Here is a 25473-nt window from a genome sequence, read left to right on the forward strand (position 1 = left end):
GGCGATTCCGGAAAACTGCCCAAAATCGGTCACGATAAAACGGAATGCGCGGTCACCATCATCCAGAACAGACGGTCACGTTCAAACGGAATGGGCGGTCACGATAGGGCGGAATACGCACATATCACTGACAAGAGAAAGTAGCTCATCCAAACGCTGCTGGTCAGCGATATTGGAACGAAGCTCACTCTTCAAGTCCTCAAACAGTGATTCGCCAGCCTCTACAGTGACGTTCACGGAGTTGTCAGTAGAATTCTGGTTGAAGCGAGCATGACCACCATAGACGTTGTAGGTGATTTGCGCTGGTGCGGGTTTCTGTGAGTTATCTCCGCGCGCGCTAGCTTGGCTTTCACGAGTTACTTCTGCCTGAAAATGCGGGGGGATGGCACCATGAACACCTTGCCTGAAACCAGGGTCTTCTACCACATAGCGCTCGGGTTTACCGAAAGGCATTTCCCTAACCAGTATATCTCCAGGCTCTAGAGGATGCTTGGCTTGAAGGTGAATTTTGCCTTTCTGGACTGATGCCTTTACAGGCCCCAGATTTTCGCCACTCAACTTCTCTATGAATACACTGTCGCGGTATAAATCCTGAAGATCCATGAACAACCTCTACTAAACCTATTGAGAGATCATTAGTGTAAAGCAACATGGAACACAGAGCATTAGTAGCGTTGGACCCAAAAAAAAACTTAAAGAGATGTGGTAAATACATGTGGTAAATAAGCAAAAGGGCATGTCCTCTAAGCTATTGAAAAGCCTCGAAAACATGCCCTTTAAGATGTTCTGGCGGAGGGGGAGTCCGCCCTATCCATATAAAAAAACAAACACTTATTATCAATATAAAATTCTACCCAACATCTCACCCTACATAAAAAAAGTAACTGCATATGAGTGTATGCGATGTAATGCAACGGCTTTTACTTTCGTTTCGAGCAACCTCAAAGGAACAATAGTCTCACTCCTCGCCAGATACTTGCGAAACAGTAGCGCAATCTGCCTCCGCTCGTTTTCCAGTTATTGCATGCTGAAATCTCATGGCAATGAGGATGAGCTCTTTACTAATGTTCATCCTGACAAGCCCTGCCTCACTGACGGATATTGTAAAGAACTATAATTGCAGCCTTAGCTTTCCTCCAGTGCAAATCACCTTAACTGGATGCCCTTGCCATTTATTTATGGGTTCCGTCCCCATAGGCAGAGACTTGCCATACACAATGACAGTTAAGCTCGAAGGCTGCGTGCTATCATCTTCCACCACCGATGCCTCCTCAGAAGAAAGCTTTAAAGAATCAAGCAGCATTTTCATCTTCTTGGACTTTATCATCTTGATCGCCCTTTTCAGTATTATACTGACAAGCAAGGCTAAGATTAAAATGTTCCAGAATTTTTCTCACCGGGATCATGAATGATGTATTACCGCCGCCAGCAAATATTAGCCCCAAAGCATGATCGCCATCTTCAGAAACAACCAATGCCCCACTATCACCAGGCTCGGAAAAAGTTGAGCCATTATCTCCCAATATTGCCCATACATCATCAAAATGAACTAATGAGTTAAACTTACTGGACTTATAAGGAATAGATAAAGTAGTGGAAACCCTTCCTAAAATAACACCTGTCCTCAATCCTGTTGTTCTACCAACCTTTTTTACCCTTAGATTAGATTCAGGATCAGCTACTTCAGCTGGTGTATCATAAAGTCCTTCACCTTGCATTGAAGATAGCAATTCAGGTTTTGTAACATCGAATATAGCAACATCTAGTTCTTGTAGATGAATTTGACCAGGATCACCACTTAAAATAGGCACCAACCCAGAATGCTTGCCTATTGCAGTCGGTTCTGGTCCTCCTGGAACAGCATCAAATGGTGAAGGCGACATAATATGCATTCCATATGGAGTGTGATTGCACCCCCCAGTAACATGGTTATTAGTCACGCCCACGAGTGTCCCATCTGACCGTGTAGCTAAGAAGCCTAAAGTGCCCGCGCCAGGATCCGTCGCCGCAGTAACTGAACTTCCACAGGCCAAGGCTCCTTGATGAGAAAACCATACTGGAGATCCAGCCTCAGTAGAGGATGGAGTGGCTGGCGGGTTGGACTCAAGTGAAACTTTCCCGATCAATCCGAAGTTTATTCCATGCGACTCTGATGGAATTTTTTTCTTAGCCGCGGGAGAAACAGCATTTTTACAAAGAAGCGCTATACTACCGTTTTTTTCGTCATGCACTATAGCCGTTAACTTTACTCGCTTGAGAACTCTTTCAACCTCCTGCAACTCCTCTCCTTCAAGCTCAAAAACTTCATTCAAATCGTGAGAAGCTCCGGAACTTGGAGAGTTACTCATAGCCAGAGCCCCATTACGCCTAGCCCACTCATAAACGATCTTTGCAAAATATTTCGCGCTCACTTTATTATTTAATTCCATAAATTCCCTTATAATATTTCATACACATTTTTTATTAAGAAACAGAAGATTTAACTGCCACCTACCAAGTGTTTAAAATACCTTCAACCTACTATGAAGCATTAAAACACAAAGCATTTTTACCGCTCAAAACCAAGCTAAGAACTATCATTGCTGATGGCCGGTATCTTCCTCCGCGCAGCCCGCTCTTTGATTCGCTCCAGTTTTATCCATATTGCACTGGCTTCAAGCCTATCACAGTAAAGTACAGCACAAAGTCATTTGGATAATTCTTCTGTCAGGTTAGGCCATCATACCCCGGGGCGAAAGAGCCTAATTTACCAACAGGGGCGCCCAATCCGGCCTGTAATAATTTTTTGTTGCCCTTTCAGTCATTCAGCCAGTAGTAACAGAAGCGCACCACCCTGTAGCAGGGTGGCCAAGCCGACCAAAGCCTGGATTCGAACACAAGCTATTCCTGCCAGAGCACCCTTCGACAGCCAAAAGACGATCTACCGCAGAATCGTGAAGCGTCCCCTCAAAGTGCAGTCGCTGAGTTCATTTTCAAATAAGGCAACAGCAGCTCAGCCTAAGAACTCGCTTCGTTACTAGTTTGATGCCCTGGCCTCCCGCCCTGCCAACAGCTTCAAAATAAGCAGCGCAAACTGCCTACCAGTTTCTTCGTTTTCCAGCAGCGGCATACTCAGTTTTTCATGGTCGTTCATAGCGTCTAACACGGCGTCGGTGACTCGTTTAGGAAATAGCCCGTGCATCACTTGGGTTTCGTCATGGTGGTTGATCTGGGCCATGACAGCATCATCACGTTCAATGCGGTCAGCAATGCCATTGGCAAAATGCAGCTTATCTCCATCACTAATATCTGCGCCGTAGAGGTCATTCAGGCGCTCGATGATCTCATTTAGGCGTTGAGTTTCAGCGTCATGGGGTTTGCCGGAACCAACATCTGAGATTGGTTTCAGGCCATAATCGCCACTCTCCTCTTCAAGCGAAAGTCTCTGTTCGGCGCGTTTAGTCAGCCGGTAGCTGTCCAGCTCAAGCTCGCTGACATCGATAGGGTCGCCAATTAATAACCGGTCGATACGGAGCAGGGGGTACAGGTGCTTGGCGTAAACGCACAGTTGCTCTAATTCAGTATCATCGAAGTGAATAATCTGGCTGAGAAATTCATAGGTGCGCACAAAGCTCTGTAGGTTTTTACGAAACAGGTCAAGCTCATCGCGGGTTTTACCGGCGTCTTCCAGCTCCTGCTTGGCACGCTTTATGCCTTTATCGTCGCCCTGCTGCTCCGCTTGGTAGCGGGCTTCCCTCCAGGTCTGCTGTTGCTCAACGGTGACTTCATAGCGCTTCTTAAAGCGATCTTGAGCGGGCTGGCAGTAATAGCTTAATCGTGATGCTGGGGCTTTAGGATCGAAGAAAGCGGTAGCGAACGCTTCCACCTCGGGCCAGTGATAAATGCCGTTAGCATCCAGCGTGCGTTTAAGGTCATACACCACCTGCGGGTCGGAAACGTCAGCCAACGTTGCCTTACGGTAATACGGGGCAAACGCTTCTAAAATTTCTTGTGGTTCATTGAAGAAATCGAGAATAAACGTCTGCTTGCCGGGAAACAAGCGGTTCAACCGCGAGAGCGTTTGTACGCAGTCCACGCCCTGCAGCTTCTTATCCACGTACATGGCGCATAGTTTGGGCTGGTCAAAGCCGGTCTGGTATTTGTTGGCAGCGATCATCACGTTGAAATCGTCGGTATCTAACGCCGCCGCTAAATCACGCCCACGCACGCCGGGGTTGAGCAGCTTGCTGGTTTCGCTTACTTCTTCAGGAATTATCTCATCTGCCGGTACGGTGCCCGAAAAGGCCACCAAGGGATGAACGTCGCTATAGCCTTGAGTTTCCACGTACTCCCGCATAGCCAGCTGGTAGCGCACCGCCTCTTGGCGGCTAGCGGTGACCACCATGGCCTTGGCTTGGCCGTCCAGCAGGTGGCGCACATTAGCGCGGAAGTGCTCAACAATAACCTCTACGCGCTGCGCAATATTGTAAGGATGCAAGCGTACCCACTTGGCCAACGCACGGGAGGCTTTTTTGGCGTCTACTTCCTGTTCTTCATCCTCCAAATGGGCCAGTTTCCAGGCGGTGCTGTAGGTCACGTAGTTGCGCAGCACATCAAGAATAAAGCCTTCCTCGATAGCCTGACGCATCGAGTAGAGATGAAATGGTTCGGGCTTGTTGTCCGCACTTGGCGGCAAGCTTGGATCTGGCACACGACCAAACAGTTCTAGTGTTTTGGCTTTGGGTGTGGCAGTAAACGCGTAGTAGCTGATGCGCTCATTAGGGCGGCGAGTTGACACGGCCACATCCAGCATTGCTTCTGCACTGATTTCCTCGTCATCTTCCGCGCTCTCGCCAGCGGCGGCTAACAGCGCCTTGAGCTTGCGCGCAGAATCGCCCGCCTGCGAAGAGTGCGCTTCGTCGGCAATTACTGCATAGCGGCCTTCGGCAAGTGTTGGCCGCTTATCCAACGCATCGAACAGCGCAGGAAAGGTCTGGATGGTGACGATGATGATGCGGGTATTGCTCGCCAGCGCCTCAGCCAGCTGTTCAGATTTACTCTGGTTGCCGACATCGCGGGTAACGGGACACACCACGCCATGCGCATGCTCAAACTGGTAAATGGTGTTTTGTAGCTGGCTATCCAGCACTGTGCGGTCAGTCACCACAATTACAGAGTTGAAGCGCTTCTGCTGGCCGCTTTCATCGTAGAGATTGGCGAGTTGATGAGCCAGCCAGGCAATGGAATTAGACTTACCCGAGCCAGCGCTGTGCTGAACTAGATAGCGCTGGCCGCCATCTTCAGCTTGGGTGGTCTCAATCAATTGATTAACCACTTCCCATTGATGGTAGCGCGGGAAAATCAGCGTTTCTTTCGTTTTGCGCCGCCCGTGAAAGTCTTCAGTAGTTTTTTGCTCCAAGTGCAAAAAGCGCCCGAGAATCTTCAGCCAAGCATCCGGCAAAAGCACTTGCTCCCACAAATAGCTTGTGGCGTAGCTGTTGTCATCTTCTGGTGGAGGGTTACCAGCACCCCCGCCTCCGGTGCCCAGGTTAAACGGCAGAAAGAACGTCTCTTTACCCGCCAGCTTGGTGGTCATCGCCACTTCCGCTTGGCTAACGGCAAAATGCACCAGCGCGCCGCGTTTAAACGCCAGCAGCGGCTCTACCTTGCGATTAAGGGGGTCTTTTAGCGGGCGATCATGGCGGTACTGGCGCTTGGCATTTTCTACCGACTGTTTGAACTCACTCTTTAGCTCTAAGGTGGCGGTAGGAATACCGTTGACGAACAGCACTAGATCTAAGCGCGGGTTGTAACTTTCACCGCCCTTGCCCTTCTCTCGGGCATGGGGGGAATAAGAGACCTCCGGCACCACGCGCAGGCGGTTGGCACGGTAGCGGGAGAGCGCCTCGGGGTTCATGGTGTGGTCGGGCTTAAAGCTGCACAGATCAAACGTCACCCCTGGCACTTTAAAACCGTGGCGCAGCACCTCTAGCGTGCCCGCCCGCTCCAGCTCGCGTACCACCTTCTGCACAAACACCTGCTCAGAGGATTGCGGATTGGCCTTACAGAACTTTTCCCAGCGCTCGGGCCAGGCCTCTTTCACATAACTCAGCAAGTCTTCGGTATAGAGCGCTGAGAAGCGGTCATAGCCGTTGGCTGTGCCCACTTTCCAACCACCGGTAGCCATGGCGTCGATGATGTCTTGTTGGAACTGCGCTTCCCTGCTGTCGGCCATGTTACCCCCAGGCTTTTATATTTCGCGTTTACAAAAAGTTCTATAATGCTGACTCAGAAAGTAGTCTGATGCCAACACCTTACCTCTCATTATCTGCTTTCCTTCTAACTGGCCATACTCAGGATCATTTTTAATTTTTGAACTCGTTTCTACTCGTCGTTTTTCAGGGTTAATGGAGATTAAAAAATTATCAAAAAGTCTGTGTATATCTACACGTAAACACAAACCATTATCTAACCTGTTCGAATGTTGACCCGTATAAGGGCTTATATGGGCCGCCTCCAAAACTTCGGTTATGCGACTACCTGAAATACAACAACTGCCATAATAATTTTTAAGCACTTGCTTTCGAAAATCCTGCTGTCCTTCCCTAACAACAGAAACGCTTGTTCGACGCTTTTTTTCATCAAACGTAATAGAATCTATCGGCTTTTTATCAGTCTCACTTTTAATGAAGCTGAGAGAAGCTCCCTCATAAGGAAGGTAATCTTTTAGTTTTTCTATTTCATCATGCTCAATCAACGCTTGCCATGCGCTGGAGTTCACCAACCCTGCTTTTTTCCTTAATAAAGCCAGAGCTTGACACGCTGCCTCAATGCTAGCAAAGCTGTCAGGTCTATTCTCCCAAGCTAATTTAACATCGTCATCACTCAATTCTAAAACATGAGCTATATTTAAAGCGTTTTTTTCAATTCCATTAACATAGCTTTCTTCAGAGTCGTCAGACAAAAACGGAACTTCCAATGCACTAATTTCAACTCTATTTATATAGCCTTGCCATCCTTGATAGCTTTCTACCACCTCATCTGCAACCTCAATAATGGCAAGCGTCTCCGCTGCAACTTCTTTAGAGCCACATAACTGCTCCCGGTGCTTCCAAACTTCAAAAACTTGCTCAACCGACATATCGTCTAAATCAGCTGGCTCAAAAACCCAAAGATAATGGGTCTCATCATACATAGATGGCTCTGAGCAATCTTTAGTATCAGCATCTACAGTTGCACCATCACCATCACCATTATCATTATCATTATCATTATCATTTAAGGCACTATATAGGTTTCCAGCTATCTGTCTGGCCAATCGTTCATCTTGCGCCTTAGCACCTATTTTATTCTGATGACCCTCAATTCTTCGCCTGATTGCACCCAGGCGTCCAGACTCTTCTTTTCTTTTTTGCTTCTTATTTTTTGTCGTCATGAAAACACCTGAATTTTTCTATTCTGAAACATTCTCTACCACAGCACTTACTTGCTGATCCTGCCAAGCCCCATACGTTTGGCCAGTGCTTTCTAGCTTCCAATGACGACGCCCATTAGCGCTGCGGCCACAAAATACCGCAGCGGCAGCGCTGGGGCTTGTAAACGCATAGTCGCGGGCAAAGATTTTCAGACCTTTATCACAGTCCACCAACACCTGATCGTCACAAAGTTGTTGATATAACGACTGGTAGCCGCCTTTTACGCCGTTCCAAGCTCCCCGTGCCGTCGATCCTTTAAGCACATAAAATTCACCATCAATTTCTTGCCCAAAGGCCTTAATACCATGGCGAGGCACTTCAGCGATAAATTTGGGTGACTTAGCATCAGGCACTGGCGCTACAGATTGTTGATTGGAAATAGCCGGTCTCACTCTCAAAAAATCCAACCCCAGCACTGGCAGCACTGTGCGTATCTGTTCCATAAAGAACGCCATATCGGCACGGTCGGATTCCGGAAGGTTGATGTACTCATGGGCAGTACCATTAATCAGCTTGCAGCGGCCAAGCTCGCCCGCCGACTGAATCAGCAGACTCTCCAAGTACTTTACGTGAGCCTTGGTGAGATTCTGATCCTTGCTGGTAATTAGGCAAACCTTTTCCCAGAAGTCCTTACCGCCTTTGTCTTCTGGCCGGTTGTGCTGTTTCAGGCGGGTGCTAACATCGTCGCTTTCGCCAATATAAACCTGCGGGCGCGGGCTGCCCTCAATATCAGGGCCAACCAGAAAATAAATGCCAGTGCGGCCGCACTCAGGGCGCTGCACCAGTTCAGGCAGTTTGGTGCGCGGGCCGGTGAGCACATGGCCTGTCCAGTTCATAATCTCGGCGGTAAGCAGCCCATTGGATGTGCCGTCCACCAGAAAAAGCCGAATACTACGTCCCTGCGTCATACCGCCTCCAACTGAGAGGCCTCTGTAGATACTACAGAGCCCATTGGCGGCTGCCAGCCACGCACGTCGATTTTGCCGGTAACGGCGGCGGAGATCAGGGCGGAGCGGCGTTCTTTCAAAATAATGATCATATTTGAAGCCTCTTCCAGCAATGCTGAAAGCCTTGCTAATCGACCATCCAGGTATTGATATATAGCATGCTGCTCACGCTTAGGAGGCAAGGCTATAATCATTTCGCGTATATCCTCTAGGCTTAGCTGGACTTTTGTACCGCCATATCCAGAGCCTAAAAGCTGTGCCTTGGCAACATCTCCAAGTACAAAATATGCTAGCCATGCAGGGCACCCAATGTTGTGGTTAGGCCTCGCTAGCGCCACATGCTGACTGACATAGCCACCCTCTATGCCCTCACTAGCTACACATACAGAGCCAAGATCAGCTGTTATTGAAATCAAAATATCTCCAATCTGTATTCGTGCCCTTTCACCTTCACCACCTGCGGGTGGGCTAACATATCTTATTGATTCCAACTTCGGGTGAACCGTGTCACGAGTAAGGTTTGTAATTCTAAAGAAAAGCTCTCCATCATCCGAATAGTGCTCAGCCCAACCACGAGACCCACTCGTAATAAAATTAAATAAAAACTTGGCGGGCAATACCTCCCAATGCGCCGGAACTTCCCCCAGCCACTCCACCCCGGAGTCTTTCATCGGCACATTGGGGTCGAGTCCTTTGGTAACGGCATGGGAAATAACCGCTTGGCGCTTTTCCTTGAGCAGTGCGATCAGGCGCTTTTGCTCTTCCACCAATGCGTCGATGCGGGCGGTTTCGTGGTCGAGGAAGGTGGCGATGGTCTTCTGTTCAGTGGTTGGTGGATTAATAAACGGCATGTTGCCCATCACTTCCCACCCTACCCGTGGCATTTTTGCTCCGTGAGTCGCTCCGTCAACTACCGAAATAAATTGGCGTTGCAATAGCTGATGGAATGCGAACTGGGGCACCAGTTTGGCACTTGGGCGAATTACGTGAAAATCACCCAATGCCTCTCCTGGTAATTTAGAAAGGTAGACTTTGGCCAAGTATGGACGCAACTTACCGAACAAAAGGTCTCCCGCTTGAAAGGCAATTCCTTCACCGGAAAAATCGGATTCTGTCTCGATATAACACCCTGACCAACTCTCAATGTTCTCCAACGCAATTGGATTAGACCGCCGATTTGCTCGGTCAGTTATTTGTATCAGGAGATGCTTCAGCCGTTTAACCTCCCAATGCGCTGGCACTTCCCCCAACCACTCAACGCCGGAGTCCTTGTATTCGGGATAGGCTGGGTAGCTCATACCGTTGCTCCTTCTCTTGCGTTCATCACTGCCTCACGCCAGAAAGACTCTGTGTCCCAATGCCCAGGAAAGCCCATGTGTGGTCGTGACACCTGGGGATAGTGATCCAGCAGTGTCACCAATCGTTCGGCCCACTGGCTCGTGGGAGACACAACCTGCATCAGCGATTCAATCACCACTAACTGAAGATATAGGCGCCGCCTCGGATCGAGTCGCTGTCCAGGGTGCTCATGAGATCCCGTTTCGATGCTATTAGGGATGCCTGGCCAGCCGACTGGAATCTTTCTTGGCATCTCGGGGCGGCTACCGAACTCGCGGTTCCAGACTCGGCCATGATGTGCACAGATGTTGCGCAGATCGGACAGACTGCGGAACCAGGATCTCAGTACCGGCATCTTCCAGCCGAAGTGCTGCTCGATGCGCTGGGTATCTTTTGGTAGCCGCAGCTTAGCCAACAGGGTCGAGACTTCCTTAAAGGTCAACAGCTCCACCGCCATCCAGATGGGCGGCTGATTAGGGGCTGATCGGTACTTCTTGTGATAATGCGCCAGGAAGGTCTCGATCTCTCGCCCCTTGGCCGCATTTTCCAGCTTCTCCAACAGCCATCCATGATTGTAGCGAGTGTCGAAGATAGCGGGATTCAGGTAGCCATGAGGGCCGTGGTGCTCAGCCAGCGTGTTGGTCAACTGGGCACGTAACGCGACTTCCAACCGCTCGATGGCATCAAGCAGCAACAGGCGGAGCTCGCGATCAAAGACGTAAAGCCTCAGCACATCCTCAAAGGAGGTGCCCTCAAGAAAACAATGCTCCTGGAGGCCTGGCTGGTAGAAGGGACGTGTGTAGGCTGAAAGGCGGAAATAGCTGATATTGGCTAGGTAGTGACGTACCCGAGCCTCGTCGGGTATCGCTAGGCCACGGCCGCGAAGCGTTGCAATCTGCTCTTCGATGCTGTGTGCAGGCTTTTGGAAGTCGCTCATGCCCGATCTCCAGGCACAAAAAACCCGCCAAAGTGTGCTTCAGTGAGAGGCATGGCGGGTGTATTGCGATATATATTAGGGCATGCCCCTTCCATAGTCAATGACTGTGAAATACCCGACTGAATGCCTCTTTGCTTCATGCCGACAGCTCCTCGATCATCTGCTTGATCTTGTCAGTGCAGGCCTTGAGGTCGGCGTCGATTTCCTCCAGCGGGCGCGGGGGAGTGAACTGGTAGAAGTGGCGGTTGAAAGGGATCTCGAAACCGACGATGCCAATGCGGCCATCTAGCTCGTCGCGTTTGTCTTGATCAATCCAGGCATCCGGTACATGGGGTTTTACTTCACGCTCAAAGTAGTCAAACACCGATTCGTTATAGGGCACGTTTTCATTATCGCGCAGGCTGGTGTCTGGCTCGGGGTTGCCGTTTTTGTCGAGGCAAATATCCGCTTCTGGGTCACGCTCGGAGAGCACATTGAGAATCGCCTTCTGTACTGGCGCACTGACTTTCAAACTTTCGGCTTTTAGTGCCGCGTCAAGTGCTTTGGTAAAGGTCTTGCGATTGGTATAGCGCTGCTCGCCGAGCTGTTCGCAAGCGGCTTTGAGTGCGGCTTTCTCGGCATCATCTAGCTTTTGTAGGGCTTTTTCATCATTAAGTTTGGCTACGCGCTCGGCATTGGCTGCAAAGTTGAGCCGCAACGGTCGTTCGACGGTAATACGCCGGTAGCCAAAGGTTTCCACGGGGAAGATTTTGCTTTCATCGTTCTCTTCAAAAACGCCATACAGCCGTACAACATCGTCAATATCGCGATCGGTGATGTACTGGCGTTTGCTACCCAGCGATTTGCGCATCTTGCTGGCTCGGCCGGTGGCGTTAATCAGCTGCACCTTGCCCTTGCGCTCGGCGGGCTTGTCATTGGAAAGCACCCACACATAGGTAGCAATGCCGGTGTTATAGAACATATCCGTGGGCAAGCCGACGATGGCTTCTACCATGTCGTGCTGCAACAGATAGCGGCGAATTTCAGATTCCCCACTGCCAGCACCGCCGGTAAACAGCGGTGAGCCGTTAAGAATGATCCCAATCCGCGAGCCGCCGTCTTGGCGGGTGCGCATCTTGGCGACCAGGTGCATCAGAAACAGCAGCGAGCCATCCGACACGCGCGGCAGGCCGGGGCCAAAACGGCCATCGTAGCCGCGATGTTTGTGCTCATCGGTGACCTGTTTCTGGACCTTCTTCCACTCGACGCCAAACGGCGGATTGGAGAGCATGTAGTCAAACCGTTCCCCCGCCAGCTGGTCTTCAGAGAGCGTGTTGCCCAGCTTGATCTGCTCGACTTCTTGCCCCTTGACCAGCATATCGCCCTTACAGATCGCGTAGGACTCGGGGTTGAGTTCCTGACCGTGCAACGAGACGGTGACATTCTGGCTGACCTGCTGAATGTAGTCATCGCTCTCGGAAAGAAACCCGCCGGTGCCCGCCGTCGGGTCATAAACGGTGACAATGCTATTAGGCTTAAGCTTGGCTTCTTGTCCAGTGAGCACTAGTGAGGTGGTCAGGTGAACGATATCGCGGGGCGTGAAGTGCTCCCCGGCGGTTTCGTTGGAGCTTTCGGCAAACTTGCGAATCAGCTCTTCAAAGATGCCGCCCATGCCGTGATTGCTTACCCACGCTGGGCTTAGGTCAATGGCCGCGAACTGCTGCACGACTTTATAGAGCAGATTATTGGCGCCGAGTTGCTGTACAAAACTTTCAAACTCGAAGTGCTCGAAAATCTCCCGGGCGCTCTGGCTGAACGATTGCACATAGCTCATCAGGTCGTCGCTGGTCTGGGTATCAGACAGGCTGATCAAGCTAAAGGGTGACGCATTGAAAAACGGCTGATTAGCTGCCCGCAACAACAGCTTCTCACGCACTGCCTCTGGTTTGTTCTGGTGGTCTTCAGCAGCTTTCAGCACCTCGGCCTTGGTAGGCTCCAATACGCATTCCAGGCGGCGCAGCAGGGTAAACGGCAGAATAATGCGGCCATACTGGGATTGCTTGAAATCACCGCGCAATAGGTCAGCAACCGACCAGATAAAAGCAGCAAGCTGAGAGTGACTTTCCGTGTTCACGGTGGATCTCCGCGTCTAAGTGCAATGAGTATATGATCGCGCCATCATACACATTCTCACCATCCGCTTCAGTACACATTAGAAGCACTAATCAGGTGGTTCATCTACAAGCAACTCCCTGTTTCACGACTAATATCGGGTTTCTTGCCCGGGGGAGTGTCCCTTTTTCCCGCTTTGCCTTGTTTCTTGCCCCCCGGGGTATGTCCCTGTTTTCCCACTTTCGTCTTTTTTCTTGCCCCCTGGGGTATGTCCCGGTTGGTTAGGGAAGACAATCATGATGAAAGCGCTGAAAAGCCCATGAGACGGGCATATATGTTGATTTTCACGTTTCGTTCTATTCACGTTTATCGCTTCGGCTTCCCTGTTGTGTGGAAAAAAACCAGCGCAAACGCTAGGCATATTTTCCTATGGAGGAATGGGTGGCCCCCAAGAGGATGGCTCTTGTTGTGGGGGAGCTTGTGCAAACAGGTTGTTACATGCTGGCGCAGGTGTTGGTGGAAGCCTGGGCCACAGCGCTTTGGCAGCTTCGAGCGCTGCTGGGTTAGTGAGTAATTTGCGGCACTGGGCAACGGCAGTAGCGGTGTCCGGTGACACCTCAAAAGCATCATCCAGGGCAACGGCTAGCTCTGCTGCCGCTTTCTGGCTTAGTTGAAGCATAGTGGTGCGCGCCAGCTCTTGTACTCCCCCTAGACCGCGGCCAACAATACATAAGTTGGCTAGCAAAGTTTCCACGTTCGCAGCCGTTGTAGCTTCTTCTAGAGGTTGCAACGTTATCTCCGCTTCCCTTTGCGGTTTTTGCGGATTTGCGGAAAGGCTTGAGGTTGAGGCCTTCATAAGCTGCGGATGCACTGCGGATACATTGCGGATTTTCTCGCCCGTGGGTGCATCCACAGGTCTATCCGCAGTTATCCGCACATTGCCCGCAAACGGTGGGTTATCACCAGTGCCTTGATGTAGCTGAATTTTTTGATACTTATCCTCAAATCCGCTAAATCCGCAGCTCCCCCTATTAGCATATTCACGTTGTTCGCGTAATTGCCTACCGCGCTCAATGGGGTTAAACATCGTTCACTACTTTCCATTCAGTCACGCTGTTACGAGCACTGTATTTAGTAGCTCTTAAGTATCCCGCCAGCGCCAGCTTATCGAGAAGCAGACGAGCCTTTTTGGCGCTACGATAGGCGCTTGGAAGTCGCTTGAAATCATTTTGATGTAGCTTGCCGCCGTGGTTGCTGATCCAGTCCAATAAATCGCGGGCTTGGCGTTCCTGCTGATCTTGCTGTGCCTCTTCGGTGCGGTTCTTCATCGTCTCGAGGTAGTACGTCACCAGTAGCCCCGCACGTTGGATATGAGCGACACTGATTTCGTCGATACCTTCCACTACTGCCATGATGGCGGCGAGTCGAGCGGCGTTCTCCGTAGCTTTACTGGCGAACGCACGTATATCGTGGAAGTCACCGTCAGGGACTAACTCAGACTCGATGCCATCGTGAAGATCGCACATCACTTTAAAAGACTCGCCTTCGATGCGTAGCAAGCGCGGCTCGAGTTCGCCGCTATCGTTAATGGGTAGCTCCTTGCGTGCTAGCTCGTCGATACGGCGGCAGTACGCTGCAATATCCGGGTCGTTGTCCACGCTGGCGCTGGGATCACGGTCGGCTAACAACCTGGTACCGATGAGGCTTGGCTCCCGGCAAATTAAGAACCGGGGCAGAAACCCTTGCCCTTGGAGTAACGGATCGCCCAGTACCTTATCGGCAATGATTGGTTGCATCATCAGATGGGTAGATAGGCGGCGACCTGCCAGAAAGCCAGATTCACCCACCGTCCCACGTGTCCGTGTTAACGGTGCTCCATCCCATAGGTGGCAAAGCGCTTCAATGGTGCGCCCTCGCGCCTCATCACTCATGCCGTGCCCACCGAAAAAACCGATAGCTTCATCACTGTAAAGACCAGCACTGGGATGGTTGGCCTTCAGGTGCTTATACATCCCCTCAGCTGTTGGCTCCGAGAACGTCAAATTCGGCATAGGTGGTGGCTTAGGACGGCATTCATCGTGCGCCGCCAACTGTTCTGACAAGCGGGCTTGCTGCTCTTCGCTCATGGCCTGCTTACCCTTTACTTCGTTTGCGGCAAGGATCGATTTACGGCACATTTCCCAGGTTTCATCCTCGGCCCTGAATTTTGTCATTACCTTGTCGAACTGATCCCGCTGCTCAGCTTCGATAGTACGAATTGGTGCCAGCGCTATCTTATCAACACTGGATTTACGCTCCCCACTCTCTCCTTCAGTCATCAGGAAAAGGGCTACTGGTCCGCTACCAATATTCCCCCGGGCTACATCAACGTGGCCTTGCACCACTAACGAGGCAGCACTGAGCACTGACTGGCACGCCATCCCGATTGGTACTTGAATGTGATAGGCCAAGCGTTTGGCAGCCGGGGCAAGTACCGGCCCAAGGGCTTCAACAGGATAAGACAGAGGCTTAGGTGAAAGCGGCAGTGGTTCGGGCGATAGATCGAGGTTGCCTTCATCATTGGCAGGCTTCTCCACCATTTGCTGTGCTTGGGCATCCAACCATGCAGTACCGTTATCGTTACTAGACATTGCAGCCCACTTCCTTAGCCGCACTTCGTAGGCGGCCTGCTGCTGTGGCTAAACGGTCTAGATCAGCACTGCTCAAGCAATCCCCCCGGTGAGTAGAATGAGCAGCGAGCAGTACGATAAGTGCTTCACGAGCAATGGCAGCAAGTACATCGCGCGGCACCCAGCGCTCCCCTGGGCGCTTGCTGGCGTGGTAATCATCGCGCTCACGCTGAGGGAACAGGTCTTTCAGCTCTAAGCCAACGGCGGCTAATACGTCCGCTGTGGGGCACTCAGCAAAGCACTTCATTAGAAGGGTGCCGTCTGGCGTCTCACGTATTGCTAGGCTAGGTGATCGGTCTTGATGGGCTGGGCAGCACGCCAGCCAACGGCCAGGGCCGTTTTCGCGAACCTTATCAAAACGCGCCAGCATGGCATGAACGTCAGGTCGTGTATTTTTGATGCTACGGTCATTATCGTGTTGCGTTGACCTACTCCCCCCCCGTGCTTTTTCCTGATTAATCGTTCGCATGCTCACCTCCAGGAAACAGGTGTTGCTCTTCGAGATAACTCACACGCGCTTCTAGCACGCCTGTCAGCTCTTTCAGCGCCAATAAAAGTCCATGCCTGTAATAGTCGTTTAGAGGTATGTCAGTCTCAGAAAGAAGAGATAGCAAGCAGCCTTGCGCTGCACTGATGCCGCCCATCACTCGATGATCCCCCACAATCAAGGTGGAATGATGTTGGGCAGATTCAGATTTTTGAAAATGAGGAGAAGACGTAATCATTACGACACCTCCTGCTGTGTTGCTTCCCAATCTCCTAAGTCTGTCAAGCGCCAGCGGGTGACGTTCGGGCCTAGCTTAATGGGCTTAGGAAAATTGCTTTCCTTAGCCCAGCGATAAATGCTTGCTGGATGAACGCCATAGCGATTAGCAACTTGCTTGGCATTGAGAAATTCAACGCCGGGCTTAGAAGTGGTCTGGGGTTTCGTTTTGGCAGCCATGATGATTTACCTCGTCGTAGTGGATGACTGGGTAAATCATGGCGTTGTGGAGAAAACTGTTCGAGAAGACCTATTTTATAAAAAATCGTGTTCCTTCATCTTCGGCACACTTTATTAAATATTAAGTTATTGTTTTCCTTACAATCTTTGCATTTGGCAAGTAATGCTTTTTTAATGATAAAGCACCGATTTTCGTCACTTTAGAGACAAGATCGATAGCATTCATGTCATTTTCAGTAGCATCATTTTTATGCCAGTTGAGCCCTGCACTTTTCGCTAACATAAGTAACGCGATAATCCCCTCTCGCTTGCCAAAGTCTGGTTTCCTAGTTTTTTTCTTTGGTGGAGTAATATCGCCCATAAGATAACCGGCTACGATGTCAGGAAACTTGTCCTCGGGAAGGCAACCTGTGCTTTTAAGAAGCTCCCCCGCTTTTTGTAACACCTCATCGAAACGCTCTCGATCCGTTAAGATCAATTGCTTCTGCCCGTACTTTTTTTGAAGTATGGCTTCATCATTTTCATCGATTAGTTCTCGCGCATCCTTAATAGCAAGCAGCACTGTGATTACCAAGAAAGAATGATATTGAGTAGAGTCATCTATATCCCAGTTTCCGTACATAAAGGCCAATTGATCAGGCATTAACCATTTATTAAACCAATCATCCCCTAGGCTTAAAGCATGCTCCAGAAGCGTCTTTGCCTTGTCATATTGCTCTTGCCTGCTGGCGCTCATAAACCAGTTACCTCTCCTCGGATCGGTGCGACGTTGCCAGTGCCAGCCGGTGCCGGTGTGGTGACGTAAGCGGCCCATTGATCCATCACGCGGGCACGCTTGGCGTACAGATCGCTGCGGCGGTAAGCGGCTTCTGTGGCGTTCTTGATGCTGTGTGCCAGCGCGGCCTCTGCCACTTCGTGCGGGGTGGCTGTGCGCTCTGCCATCCAATCCCTGAACGTTGACCGAAAGCCGTGAACCGTTGTCCGGTGATCCTCTTTCATGCGGCGGAGCAAGGCGGTCATGGCTGCATCAGACAGCAGCTTGCCTTGTGGGCTTTGGAATACGTGTTCTCGTGTCTGTGGCTGTGCTTTGAGTAAGGCGAGTGCTGGCGCGGATAACGGAACGCGGTGTTCTTTGCCTGCTTTCATGCGGTCGGCAGGTATCGTCCAAGTGGCGTTGGCTAGGTCTATTTCATCCCAGCGAGCGCCGCGGGCTTCACCAGAACGGCAACCGGTCAGGATCGTGAACGCCAAGCACTTGGCCGCATCCCCGGTGCGCTTTTCAAGGGATTGCCAGAACGTCGGCATGGCATCTATCGGCATGGCGCGGTGGTGCTCGACCTTAGCCACTTTGGAGGGCGCGGGTAACACGGTGTCGAGGTTGCCTTTCCAGCGTGCCGGGTTATCGCCGCTACGGTGGCCGTGAACCGTTGCCCAGTTCAATACCGCTTCAATACGCTGGCGAAGGCGGGTAGCGGTTTCCGTTTTGGTTTCCCAGATCGGCACCAGCACTTGCTTAACGTGTACCAGCTCAATATCTGATACGGCCATTTTGCCCAAGGTGGGAAAGGCGTAAGTTTCTAGCGTGGTTTGCCATTGCTTGCCGTGTTTGCTGTTGCGGCTTTCTGCCTGCTTAATCTTGATAACAGCGGCGGCGGCATCCGTGAAGGTCATACGCGCCAGCTCAGCAGCGCGGCGTGATTGGTCGGAGGCTTTGCGCTCAATTACTGGGTCAATGCCTGCATCCAGTTTCTCACGAACAGCGCGGGCCTTATCGCGGGCTTGCGCTAGTGTGACGCCAGGGTAACTCCCCAGCCCCATATCGCGGCGCACCTTGAACGGCTTACCAGATGCAGCTAAGCGTGTCTCCCCGGTGGCATAACGCAGCACCCAAGACCGCGTACCTCCCTTGGCCACTTGCAGATACAGGCCAGGCACTTCACCAGCGGCATAAAGCCCACGTTGTGTGATCCGCTTCACTTCCAGCGCGGTTAATGGCTTCGTTTGTCTTGGCATAACGGGACCCCTATTTTCTACCCAACATCTCACCCAACATAGATTTTGCGCTTGTGTGCGATGCCGTGCAACCCGATAAAACGCCATGCGAATGTAAGTTATTGATTTTAATATATCAAAGCACAAAAAAACCCGCTGTTAGCGGGTTTTTTAAAATGTTATGGCGGAGGGGGAGGGATTCGAACCCTCGAAGCCTTGCGGCTTACACACTTTCCAGGCGTGCTCCTTCGACCACTCGGACACCCCTCCGCGTTTTGGCGCTGTAGAAAGGCTTTACCTTTCGCGACAGAACGGCGCACATACTATGGGCTAAGCCTCGAAATAGCAAGCCTTTTCAGGCCGATTACCGCTTCGGTTAGCGTGACGGCAGCACCGCGTAATTGCCACTGGCTTCCAGACAGAGCGTCTCACCACAATAAAGCTGATGGGTTAACGCAATGCGCCCTTTCCCACGCTCCTCAAGCTGCTGGGCTAGTTGAGAGGAGCCTTCAGGTTCAGCAGGTGTGCACACCAAACGGTAATTATCGGTGACCGGTGCTAGAAAGCGTTGGGTGGCCTCGGCAACCACCACATCGCGGGCGATGCCCTGTTCGCGCAGCCATAAGGTGACCCAACACCAGCCTTGTAACGTGGTTTGCGCGGATAGCGCCCCACCAAACCCGGTGCCTTTGTCGTTAAGGCTAGGCGCCAGTGCTAACTGCCAGGTCAGCTGATCGCTTTGGCGCGACATTTCGCTAATGCCTAGCGAACTTACCATGGGAATGGCGTCACTCAGCCACTGCTGAAAGACGGCTAAGTCTTCCTGCTGGCCTTCCGGTAGTGGCAGACGTGGGTGCGGGATGCCTGGCTTACGGGGCAGATTCATAGCTAGTCCCAACGCTCCACAAAGTCAGCAACGTTATGTTGTGCCACGGGCTTATGCCGTCCGCCCAAGGTGCCCAAGTAGATAAAGGCGACGACTTCATCATCTTCATCCAGGCTTAATCCTTTGCGTACCACCGGGTCAAACGCGTACTTGCCACTGCGCCACATGGCGCCAAGACCCAGCGCATGGGCGGCAAGCAGAATACCGTGGGCGGCGCAGCCAGCGGAAATTACTTGCTCCATTTTGGGCACTTTTTCGAGTCCAGGCGTGACCTTGGCAATCACGGCGATAATCATCGGCGCCCGCAGCGGCTTTTTGCGCGCCGAGTTGAGCGTATCGTCGTCGGCGCTAGGATTTTCCTGGAACTCCGCCTCGGCAAATAGTTCGCCCAGGCGCTCACGCCCTTCCCCGCTGAACTCTATAAAGCGCCAGGGGCGCAGCTCTTTATGGTCAGGCGCCCGCAAAGCGGCTTGATAGATGTCGCTTAGCTGTTCGCTGCTAGGCGCTGGCTCAATCAGCTTGCCCATCGAGCTGCGTTCGTGAAGTAGCGTGAGTGCGTCCATTAATAACTCCAAATCCAATCGGTGGGCTACTGAGTACCGCCATTGATAGCATCGTCATTTATAACATTGCCGTTTACTGCCTTGCTAGGCGCAGCGGCGTGGGCGGCGTTAGACCAGGCGTTGCGCGCCAGGGGCTAATGTCTAATCCACCACGACGCACGTAACGCGCCAGCACCAGCAGTTGCGTTGGTTTTGCATGGGTCATTAGGTCGGTGAAGATGTGCTCAACGCAGTGTTCGTGAAAATCCTGATGCTGACGAAACCCAATCAGGTAACGCAGTAACCCTTCGCGATCGATTTTGGGCCCTTGGTAGCGAATCAACACGCTTCCCCAATCCGGCTGGCCGGTGACGGGGCAGTTAGATTTCAGCAGATGGGAATAGAGGGTCTCTTCGACGATCTCGTCCCCTACCGAGAGATGTGCGCTGCTTGGCGTATAATCGTTGATGGCAATATCCAAATCGTCCAAGCATTCACCCGGCAACTGCTGTGGTGAAAGCTCTGAGGCATCCACATCAAACAGCTCGACACTCACCTCAGCCCCCGCCGCCACGGCAAGGTCATTGGCCATCGTTTCCATCACTTCCTGACGGCTATAAAACCGGGATTGATTAAAGCTGTTGAGGTAGAGCTTCCACGATTTGGATTCAATCAGGTTGGGCGAGCTTGCGGGTAATCGAAAGCGCGCCACGGCGACAATGGGCTTGCCGCGGCTATTCAGCCAGGAGACTTCAAAGGCGTGCCACTCATCTTCGCCCACAAACGGTAAAACGCCCTCATCAATACCCAGTGGCGCCCGGTTGGCCGCACGGGGGATGGGGTAGAGAAGCCCCGCGTCGTACTCCTCAGGGTAAGCGGAGTCACGCCCCAGGGGGGCGTGTTCTAACGTGTCTGGACGATGAGCCATTAATAATTACTCTCTCTTACTGTGCTGTATGACCACTAGCTGCGAATACCTTTACCACGCTCTAGCATGGTTAACGCCACCACAAATAACACGATGATGAAGGCGAAAATAGCAGTCAGTGCCCAACCAACGGGGATATCCGAGACACCCAGAAAGCCGTAGCGGAAGACATTAACCATGTACAGAATGGGGTTGAGCATGGAAACGCCCTGCCAGAAGTCTGGCAGCATCGAGATAGAGTAAAACACCCCACCCAGGTAAGTCAGCGGCGTGAGAATAAAGGTTGGCACGATAGAAATGTCATCGAACTTGTTCGCCAGCAAGGCGTTGATAAAGCCACCTATGGAGAACAGCGCCGAGGTGAGTACCACCACTAATACCGTGAGCAACGGATGCTCCATGGTCAAACGCGTAAAGAACAGCGAAACGACCGTCACAATCAGCCCAACGCCTAAACCTCGTGCCATGCCACCCAGGATAAAGCCAGCCAAAATCACCCAGTTGGGCATTGGCGAGACCATCATCTCTTCAATCGAACGCTGAAACTTGTTCGAGAAAAAGCTCGATGCCACGTTGGAGTAGCTGTTGGTAATCACCGACATCATGATCAGCCCCGGGACGATAAAGTCCATGTAGCTGAAGCCATCCATGTCGCCAATCCGCGAACCAATGAGATTACCGAAGATGATGAAGTACATGGCCATGGTGATCGAAGGCGGCAGCAGCGTTTGCGGCCAAATGCGCGTGAAGCGCTTGATCTCTTTGAGCACCAGCGTCCATAGTGCGATCAATGTTTGCGTAGCGTTCATACGCGTTCCTCCTTCTTCTCGACGCGCTGGTCTATCGCCCCTTGGCCGCTACCTTCTACCATCGACACAAACATCTCCTCCAGGCGATTGGCCCGGTTACGCATGGATACTACTTCGATACCCTGTTCGCTCAACGCTTTGAACACATCGTTCAAGCGCTGCCCACGATGAACCAGCAGCGAAAGCTGGGTGGGCTCTATCTGGTGCAATTCAAACCCTTCGATGTGGGGCACTTCTGCGATTGGCTCAGCCAAATCGATCAGGAAGGTCTCGGTATCAAGCTCGGCCAGTAGCTCCCGCACGCTGGTATTGCGCACAATGTCGCCATTATTGATGATCGCCACATTGCGACAGAGACTCTCGGCCTCTTCCAGGTAGTGCGTCGTCAGAATGATGGTGGTGCCTTCATCCTGGTTGATCCGCCGCATGTACTCCCACATGCTACGACGCAGTTCGATATCCACGCCTGCGGTTGGCTCATCGAGAATCAGCAGTTTGGGGCGATGCATCAGCGCCCGGGCAATCATCAGGCGGCGTTTCATGCCACCGGAGAGCATGCGCGCGCTGCCGTTGCGCTTTTCCCATAGACCAAGATCCGTCAGCAGTTGCTTGGCACGAGGCAAGGCTTCGCGACTGGTCATGCCGTAATAGCCCGCTTGGGCCAGCACGATATCGAGCACCTTTTCGAACTGGTTGAAATTGAACTCCTGAGGCACGACACCTAGCTGATATTTAGCCTTGGCGAAGTCTTTATCAACATCAATGCCAAAGATGGACACTTGGCCCGCAGTTTTTTGCACCAGCGAGCAGACCACACCTAACGTGGTGGATTTACCGGCCCCATTGGGGCCCAACAAAGCAAAAAAATCGCCCTGCTGGACGTCGAGATCAATACCTTTGAGTGCCTGAAAGCCGTTGCCATACACTTTGGTAAGGCCACGGATCGACAATGCCGGTTCGGCCATGAACATGTCCTGTCAGCAAAATAAAAAGAGAAGGTAAAACATTAGGGCGCAAACGACTTTTTTCAAGGTGATAAAGATCACCAAGCGCCAGACACGCAAAAAATGACGCCCAGCAAGTAGCTGATGCATCATAGAAATAATAAATAGTGAACATAAAAGTGCTTGGAGCGGGAAAGGAGATTCGATCGGACTGGCGCCCCAGCTCACGATCCTCGCCTTGGTAAGGCGATACTCTTTACCACACATCCAAAATGGAGCGGGAAAGGAGATTCGAACTCCCGACCCTCGCCTTGGCAAGGCGATGCTCTACCACTGAGCTATTCCCGCAACGCAAAAAACGACGTGTAACGCTAGATGGCGTCCCATAGGGGGTTCGAACCCCTGTTACCGCCGTGAAAGGGCGGTGTCCTAGGCCACTAGACGAATGGGACTATATATCAAAACTGGAGCGGGAAAGGAGATTCGACCGGGCTGGCGTTCCAGCTCCCGACCTCGCCTGACTAACCACACACCTAAACTGGAGCGGGAAAGGAGATTCGAACTCCCGACCCTCGCCTTGGCAAGGCGATGCTCTACCACTGAGCTATTCCCGCTTATAGAACACTTGCTTAGCTTTTTGCCTAAGCTTTTTACCTAACTTATCGGAAGTGGCGTCCCATAGGGGGTTCGAACCCCTGTTACCGCCGTGAAAGGGCGGTGTCCTAGACCACTAGACGAATGGGACACTGTAATTACTTCAACTACTTTGGAGCGGGAAAGTAGATTCGACCGGGCTGGCGTTCCAGCTCCCGACCTCGCCTGACTTACCACACACCTAATTGGAGCGGGAAAGGAGATTCGAACTCCCGACCCTCGCCTTGGCAAGGCGATGCTCTACCACTGAGCTATTCCCGCATTCCGATAACCCTGACGACCGCTTACTCTAGCTCTAGAAAGAAAAAGAATAAGTGGCGTCCCATAGGGGGTTCGAACCCCTGTTACCGCCGTGAAAGGGCGGTGTCCTAGACCACTAGACGAATGGGACGTTGCAATGCCTCGTCGAGGTGGCGCGTATGTTACTCAGACCTTATTGAGCTGTCAAGCTCTCTCCCCTTCACCAACCTAATTGGCTAGCTTTCAATTACCTACAAGCAAAGCGTGGGGTTACGTCACAGCCATGCACGTTGAAAGTGCTCAGTGTGATAATTCGGCGTCATATCGGTGCAAGCACTTATTTTACTTAGTTTTACTCCCCTCCTGACCTCCTACAAAATCGTTAAAAATCTTTTATTTATAATAAAATCGATTTTTATGGCACGCCCCTTGCTAGCTCATTGTGTTCCCTTGCTGACTACTTCCCAATTAATGAGGTGTGCTATGTCCTTATCCCGCCGCAAGTTTCTCACCACGGCAGCCGTCTCCTCCACTGCTGGCCTGGTACTGGGTGCGCCCTCTATCGCTCGCGCCCAATCAGCGGAAAGCTTTAACTGGCGCATGACCAATGCCTACAGCCCCGGTTCGCCCTTTTACGTGGAAGGCCCAGGCAGCCCTACGGATGTGATCGCCAAGATCAACGCCATGTCCGGCGGCCGCCTCAATATTCAGCACTTCTCTTCCGGTGAGCTGATCCCAGCCTTTGAAGGCTTTGAAGCCGTTCAAAGCGGCACTATCGAAATGAATGCGGCCAATAGCTATTTCTGGTCCGGCACCACCTTTGCGGCCCAGTACTTTACGACTGTGCCGTTTGGGATGAGCTTTATGGGCCATATGGCGTGGCTTTATCACGGCGGCGGCCTGGAGCTCTGGCACGAAGTGTATGAGCCCTATGGCATGGTGGCGTTCCCGCTGAACAATACCGGTGTGCAGATGACGGGCTGGTTCCGAGAGCCTATCGAGGATATTAGCCAGCTCAACGGTCTACGCATGCGCGTTCCCGGCTTGGCAGGCCAGGTGTACTCCTCGCTAGGTGTGGATGCCCGCGTGCTGCCCGGTGGCGAAATTTTCCCCGCGTTGGAACGGGGTGTGATCGATGCCGCCGAATTCGTTGGCCCCTTCCAGGACCGCCGCATGGGGCTTCACAACGCCGCCAAGTTCTACCACACCACCGGTTGGCACGAACCCTCCACCACCGGCGAACTGCTGATCTCGAAAACTCACTGGGATAGCTTGCCGGAAGACCTGCAAATGATCGTCAAAACGGCCTGTATGGCGGCCTGCTTGGAGAGTGTCACCTGGTCAGAAGCGGTGAACGGTGAAGCCATGACTGATCTGGTCGAAAACGAGGGCGTGACGGCCAGCATGCTGCCCACTCCCGTTGTCGATGCGCTGCGTGAAGCCACCCAAGACACGCTGGCCACAGAGGCCAATGCCGACCCGCTGGTTCGCAAAGTCCACGATAGCTACATGGCATTCAAAGCCAACCACGACCGCTGGGCAGGTGCCAGTGAACGTGCCTGGTTAAACGACATTATCGGAGTCTGATATGCGCACCGTGGCATTTTTTGTCCACGGCGTTGAGGCGGTGGTTCGGCTATTTGGCTGGATCGCCGCCTGGACCTGCGTGGTATTAGTCGGGCTTGACGCTGGCGATGTGTTGATGCGCTACGCGTTTAGCGTTGGCTCGGTATGGCTGCAGGAGTTGCAGTGGCACTTGATCTCGCCGATTGCCCTATTTGGCATGTCCTATTTGCTGCTGATGGGCGAGCAGGTACGCGTCGACGTCTTTTATGAGCGTTTCCCGGCGGGGCTACAACGGGTGATCGAGGTGATCGGCGGGCTGTTGCTGCTGGTGATGGGCCTGTACATCGCCTGGCTGACGCTGCCCTGGATAGCGCAGTCGTACGCCCGTGGTGAGGCGTCGCCAAACCCAGGCGGCATGCCTCTTCGCTGGTTGCTTAAATCACTGATCCCATTTGGCTTTATCCTTCTCGCGCTGCAAGGGTTGGCCCACGCGCTGCGTCAGGTGTTTGCCCTACCCACACGAGGTGAATAAC

Annotated in this window: 22 protein-coding genes and 7 tRNA genes; 2 read left to right on the top strand and 27 right to left on the bottom strand. The window is 52.1% G+C overall.

Annotated features, from left to right (window positions below):
* Positions 1-81: 81 nt before the first annotated feature.
* The 27 genes from V8L71_RS11100 to V8L71_RS11230 all read right to left on the bottom strand — a co-directional run bounded on the left by V8L71_RS11100 (position 82) and on the right by V8L71_RS11230 (position 23525).
* The gene (locus V8L71_RS11100) at positions 82-603 is read right to left on the bottom strand and encodes a hypothetical protein (protein WP_336274149.1); all 522 of its coding nucleotides are present in this window, start codon (positions 601-603) and stop codon (positions 82-84) included.
* Positions 604-1292: 689 nt separating this feature from the next.
* The gene (locus tag V8L71_RS11105; RefSeq protein ID WP_336274150.1) at positions 1293-2429 is read right to left on the bottom strand and encodes a chymotrypsin family serine protease; all 1137 of its coding nucleotides are present in this window, start codon (positions 2427-2429) and stop codon (positions 1293-1295) included.
* 587 nt (positions 2430-3016) lie between these two features.
* Positions 3017-6214, bottom strand: a complete 3198-nt coding sequence (locus V8L71_RS11110) for a type I restriction endonuclease subunit R (RefSeq protein ID WP_336274151.1) — start codon at positions 6212-6214, stop codon at positions 3017-3019.
* A gap of 15 nt (positions 6215-6229) precedes the next feature.
* Complete coding sequence (locus V8L71_RS11115; protein WP_336274152.1) at positions 6230-7414, bottom strand: HNH endonuclease; 1185 nt, start codon at positions 7412-7414, stop codon at positions 6230-6232.
* An 18-nt stretch (positions 7415-7432) separates the two neighbouring features.
* Positions 7433-8362 carry a GIY-YIG nuclease family protein gene (locus V8L71_RS11120; protein ID WP_336274153.1) on the bottom strand — a complete coding sequence of 310 codons (930 nt, stop codon included), beginning with the start codon at positions 8360-8362 and terminating at the stop codon, positions 7433-7435.
* Positions 8359-9699, bottom strand: a complete 1341-nt coding sequence (locus V8L71_RS11125) for a restriction endonuclease subunit S (RefSeq protein WP_336274154.1) — start codon at positions 9697-9699, stop codon at positions 8359-8361. Before V8L71_RS11125 ends, V8L71_RS11120 begins: the two co-directional genes overlap by 4 nt.
* Complete coding sequence (locus V8L71_RS11130) at positions 9696-10676, bottom strand: Abi family protein (RefSeq protein WP_336274155.1); 981 nt, start codon at positions 10674-10676, stop codon at positions 9696-9698. Before V8L71_RS11130 ends, V8L71_RS11125 begins: the two co-directional genes overlap by 4 nt.
* 136 nt (positions 10677-10812) lie before the next feature.
* Positions 10813-12789, bottom strand: a complete 1977-nt coding sequence (locus V8L71_RS11135) for a type I restriction-modification system subunit M (protein ID WP_336274156.1) — start codon at positions 12787-12789, stop codon at positions 10813-10815.
* A 405-nt stretch (positions 12790-13194) separates the two neighbouring features.
* Positions 13195-13854: a hypothetical protein gene (locus tag V8L71_RS11140; RefSeq protein WP_336274157.1), complete on the bottom strand. Its 660-nt coding sequence runs from the start codon at positions 13852-13854 to the stop codon at positions 13195-13197.
* A complete protein-coding gene (locus V8L71_RS11145) occupies positions 13847-15397 on the bottom strand; it encodes a YfjI family protein (protein WP_336274158.1) in 1551 nt (516 codons plus the stop codon). The genes V8L71_RS11140 and V8L71_RS11145 overlap by 8 nt, the downstream gene beginning before the upstream one ends.
* Positions 15390-15905 carry a hypothetical protein gene (locus V8L71_RS11150; RefSeq protein WP_336274159.1) on the bottom strand — a complete coding sequence of 172 codons (516 nt, stop codon included), beginning with the start codon at positions 15903-15905 and terminating at the stop codon, positions 15390-15392. Before V8L71_RS11150 ends, V8L71_RS11145 begins: the two co-directional genes overlap by 8 nt.
* Positions 15892-16161 carry a hypothetical protein gene (locus V8L71_RS11155; RefSeq protein WP_336274160.1) on the bottom strand — a complete coding sequence of 90 codons (270 nt, stop codon included), beginning with the start codon at positions 16159-16161 and terminating at the stop codon, positions 15892-15894. The genes V8L71_RS11150 and V8L71_RS11155 overlap by 14 nt, the downstream gene beginning before the upstream one ends.
* A complete protein-coding gene (locus V8L71_RS11160; RefSeq protein WP_336274161.1) occupies positions 16161-16379 on the bottom strand; it encodes a helix-turn-helix transcriptional regulator in 219 nt (72 codons plus the stop codon). The genes V8L71_RS11155 and V8L71_RS11160 overlap by 1 nt, the downstream gene beginning before the upstream one ends.
* Before the next feature lie 121 nt (positions 16380-16500).
* Positions 16501-17115, bottom strand: coding sequence for a hypothetical protein (locus V8L71_RS11165; protein ID WP_336274162.1), 615 nt, complete (start codon positions 17113-17115; stop codon positions 16501-16503).
* Complete coding sequence (locus V8L71_RS11170; RefSeq protein ID WP_336274163.1) at positions 17112-18392, bottom strand: tyrosine-type recombinase/integrase; 1281 nt, start codon at positions 18390-18392, stop codon at positions 17112-17114. Before V8L71_RS11170 ends, V8L71_RS11165 begins: the two co-directional genes overlap by 4 nt.
* A 161-nt stretch (positions 18393-18553) precedes the next feature.
* Positions 18554-18641: transfer RNA gene (locus tag V8L71_RS11175), tRNA-Ser, on the bottom strand.
* Positions 18642-18747: 106 nt separating this feature from the next.
* Positions 18748-19257 carry a YiiD C-terminal domain-containing protein gene (locus V8L71_RS11180; RefSeq protein WP_336274164.1) on the bottom strand — a complete coding sequence of 170 codons (510 nt, stop codon included), beginning with the start codon at positions 19255-19257 and terminating at the stop codon, positions 18748-18750.
* A gap of 2 nt (positions 19258-19259) precedes the next feature.
* Positions 19260-19820 (bottom strand): nitroreductase family protein, encoded by a 561-nt coding sequence (locus V8L71_RS11185; protein ID WP_101146123.1) that lies wholly within the window; start codon positions 19818-19820, stop codon positions 19260-19262.
* A gap of 73 nt (positions 19821-19893) precedes the next feature.
* Positions 19894-20727, bottom strand: coding sequence for an NADPH-dependent 7-cyano-7-deazaguanine reductase QueF (gene queF, locus V8L71_RS11190; protein ID WP_336274165.1), 834 nt, complete (start codon positions 20725-20727; stop codon positions 19894-19896).
* Between the two features lie 35 nt (positions 20728-20762).
* Positions 20763-21536, bottom strand: a complete 774-nt coding sequence (locus V8L71_RS11195) for an ABC transporter permease (protein WP_290693196.1) — start codon at positions 21534-21536, stop codon at positions 20763-20765.
* Positions 21533-22501 (bottom strand): ABC transporter ATP-binding protein, encoded by a 969-nt coding sequence (locus tag V8L71_RS11200; protein WP_336274166.1) that lies wholly within the window; start codon positions 22499-22501, stop codon positions 21533-21535. The genes V8L71_RS11195 and V8L71_RS11200 overlap by 4 nt, the downstream gene beginning before the upstream one ends.
* A gap of 252 nt (positions 22502-22753) precedes the next feature.
* A tRNA-Gly gene (locus V8L71_RS11205) sits at positions 22754-22828 on the bottom strand.
* Between the two features lie 28 nt (positions 22829-22856).
* Positions 22857-22932 (bottom strand) — tRNA-Glu (locus V8L71_RS11210).
* 87 nt (positions 22933-23019) lie between these two features.
* Positions 23020-23094: transfer RNA gene (locus V8L71_RS11215), tRNA-Gly, on the bottom strand.
* Between the two features lie 55 nt (positions 23095-23149).
* Positions 23150-23225 (bottom strand) — tRNA-Glu (locus V8L71_RS11220).
* Positions 23226-23320: 95 nt separating this feature from the next.
* Positions 23321-23395: transfer RNA gene (locus V8L71_RS11225), tRNA-Gly, on the bottom strand.
* 54 nt (positions 23396-23449) lie between these two features.
* Positions 23450-23525 (bottom strand) — tRNA-Glu (locus V8L71_RS11230).
* A 332-nt stretch (positions 23526-23857) separates the two neighbouring features.
* Here V8L71_RS11230 and V8L71_RS11235 point away from each other — a divergent pair.
* Together V8L71_RS11235 and V8L71_RS11240 are read left to right on the top strand one after the other, a co-directional pair.
* Positions 23858-24961 (top strand): TRAP transporter substrate-binding protein, encoded by a 1104-nt coding sequence (locus V8L71_RS11235; RefSeq protein WP_008958409.1) that lies wholly within the window; start codon positions 23858-23860, stop codon positions 24959-24961.
* Position 24962: 1 nt separating this feature from the next.
* A complete protein-coding gene (locus tag V8L71_RS11240) occupies positions 24963-25472 on the top strand; it encodes a TRAP transporter small permease subunit (RefSeq protein WP_336274167.1) in 510 nt (169 codons plus the stop codon).
* The last annotated feature ends 1 nt before the right edge of the window (position 25473 follow it).

The sequence above is a fragment of the Vreelandella indica genome (genome assembly GCF_037070225.1).
GTDB classification, from domain to species: Bacteria; Pseudomonadota; Gammaproteobacteria; order Pseudomonadales; family Halomonadaceae; genus Vreelandella; species Vreelandella arctica.

What these genes read in the sequence shown, in the direction of transcription:
- V8L71_RS11100 (WP_336274149.1), bottom strand. Translation starts at nt 603, where the DNA reads ATGGATCTTCAGGATTTATACCGCGACAGTGTATTCATAGAGAAGTTG.
- V8L71_RS11105 (WP_336274150.1), bottom strand. Translation starts at nt 2,429, where the DNA reads ATGGAATTAAATAATAAAGTGAGCGCGAAATATTTTGCAAAGATCGTT.
- V8L71_RS11110 (WP_336274151.1), bottom strand. Translation starts at nt 6,214, where the DNA reads ATGGCCGACAGCAGGGAAGCGCAGTTCCAACAAGACATCATCGACGCC.
- V8L71_RS11115 (WP_336274152.1), bottom strand. Translation starts at nt 7,414, where the DNA reads ATGACGACAAAAAATAAGAAGCAAAAAAGAAAAGAAGAGTCTGGACGC.
- V8L71_RS11120 (WP_336274153.1), bottom strand. Translation starts at nt 8,362, where the DNA reads ATGACGCAGGGACGTAGTATTCGGCTTTTTCTGGTGGACGGCACATCC.
- V8L71_RS11125 (WP_336274154.1), bottom strand. Translation starts at nt 9,699, where the DNA reads ATGAGCTACCCAGCCTATCCCGAATACAAGGACTCCGGCGTTGAGTGG.
- V8L71_RS11130 (WP_336274155.1), bottom strand. Translation starts at nt 10,676, where the DNA reads ATGAGCGACTTCCAAAAGCCTGCACACAGCATCGAAGAGCAGATTGCA.
- V8L71_RS11140 (WP_336274157.1), bottom strand. Translation starts at nt 13,854, where the DNA reads ATGTTTAACCCCATTGAGCGCGGTAGGCAATTACGCGAACAACGTGAA.
- V8L71_RS11145 (WP_336274158.1), bottom strand. Translation starts at nt 15,397, where the DNA reads ATGTCTAGTAACGATAACGGTACTGCATGGTTGGATGCCCAAGCACAG.
- V8L71_RS11150 (WP_336274159.1), bottom strand. Translation starts at nt 15,905, where the DNA reads ATGCGAACGATTAATCAGGAAAAAGCACGGGGGGGGAGTAGGTCAACG.
- V8L71_RS11155 (WP_336274160.1), bottom strand. Translation starts at nt 16,161, where the DNA reads ATGATTACGTCTTCTCCTCATTTTCAAAAATCTGAATCTGCCCAACAT.
- V8L71_RS11160 (WP_336274161.1), bottom strand. Translation starts at nt 16,379, where the DNA reads ATGGCTGCCAAAACGAAACCCCAGACCACTTCTAAGCCCGGCGTTGAA.
- V8L71_RS11165 (WP_336274162.1), bottom strand. Translation starts at nt 17,115, where the DNA reads ATGAGCGCCAGCAGGCAAGAGCAATATGACAAGGCAAAGACGCTTCTG.
- V8L71_RS11170 (WP_336274163.1), bottom strand. Translation starts at nt 18,392, where the DNA reads ATGCCAAGACAAACGAAGCCATTAACCGCGCTGGAAGTGAAGCGGATC.
- V8L71_RS11180 (WP_336274164.1), bottom strand. Translation starts at nt 19,257, where the DNA reads ATGAATCTGCCCCGTAAGCCAGGCATCCCGCACCCACGTCTGCCACTA.
- V8L71_RS11185 (WP_101146123.1), bottom strand. Translation starts at nt 19,820, where the DNA reads ATGGACGCACTCACGCTACTTCACGAACGCAGCTCGATGGGCAAGCTG.
- queF (WP_336274165.1), bottom strand. Translation starts at nt 20,727, where the DNA reads ATGGCTCATCGTCCAGACACGTTAGAACACGCCCCCCTGGGGCGTGAC.
- V8L71_RS11195 (WP_290693196.1), bottom strand. Translation starts at nt 21,536, where the DNA reads ATGAACGCTACGCAAACATTGATCGCACTATGGACGCTGGTGCTCAAA.
- V8L71_RS11200 (WP_336274166.1), bottom strand. Translation starts at nt 22,501, where the DNA reads ATGGCCGAACCGGCATTGTCGATCCGTGGCCTTACCAAAGTGTATGGC.
- V8L71_RS11235 (WP_008958409.1), top strand. Translation starts at nt 23,858, where the DNA reads ATGTCCTTATCCCGCCGCAAGTTTCTCACCACGGCAGCCGTCTCCTCC.
- V8L71_RS11240 (WP_336274167.1), top strand. Translation starts at nt 24,963, where the DNA reads ATGCGCACCGTGGCATTTTTTGTCCACGGCGTTGAGGCGGTGGTTCGG.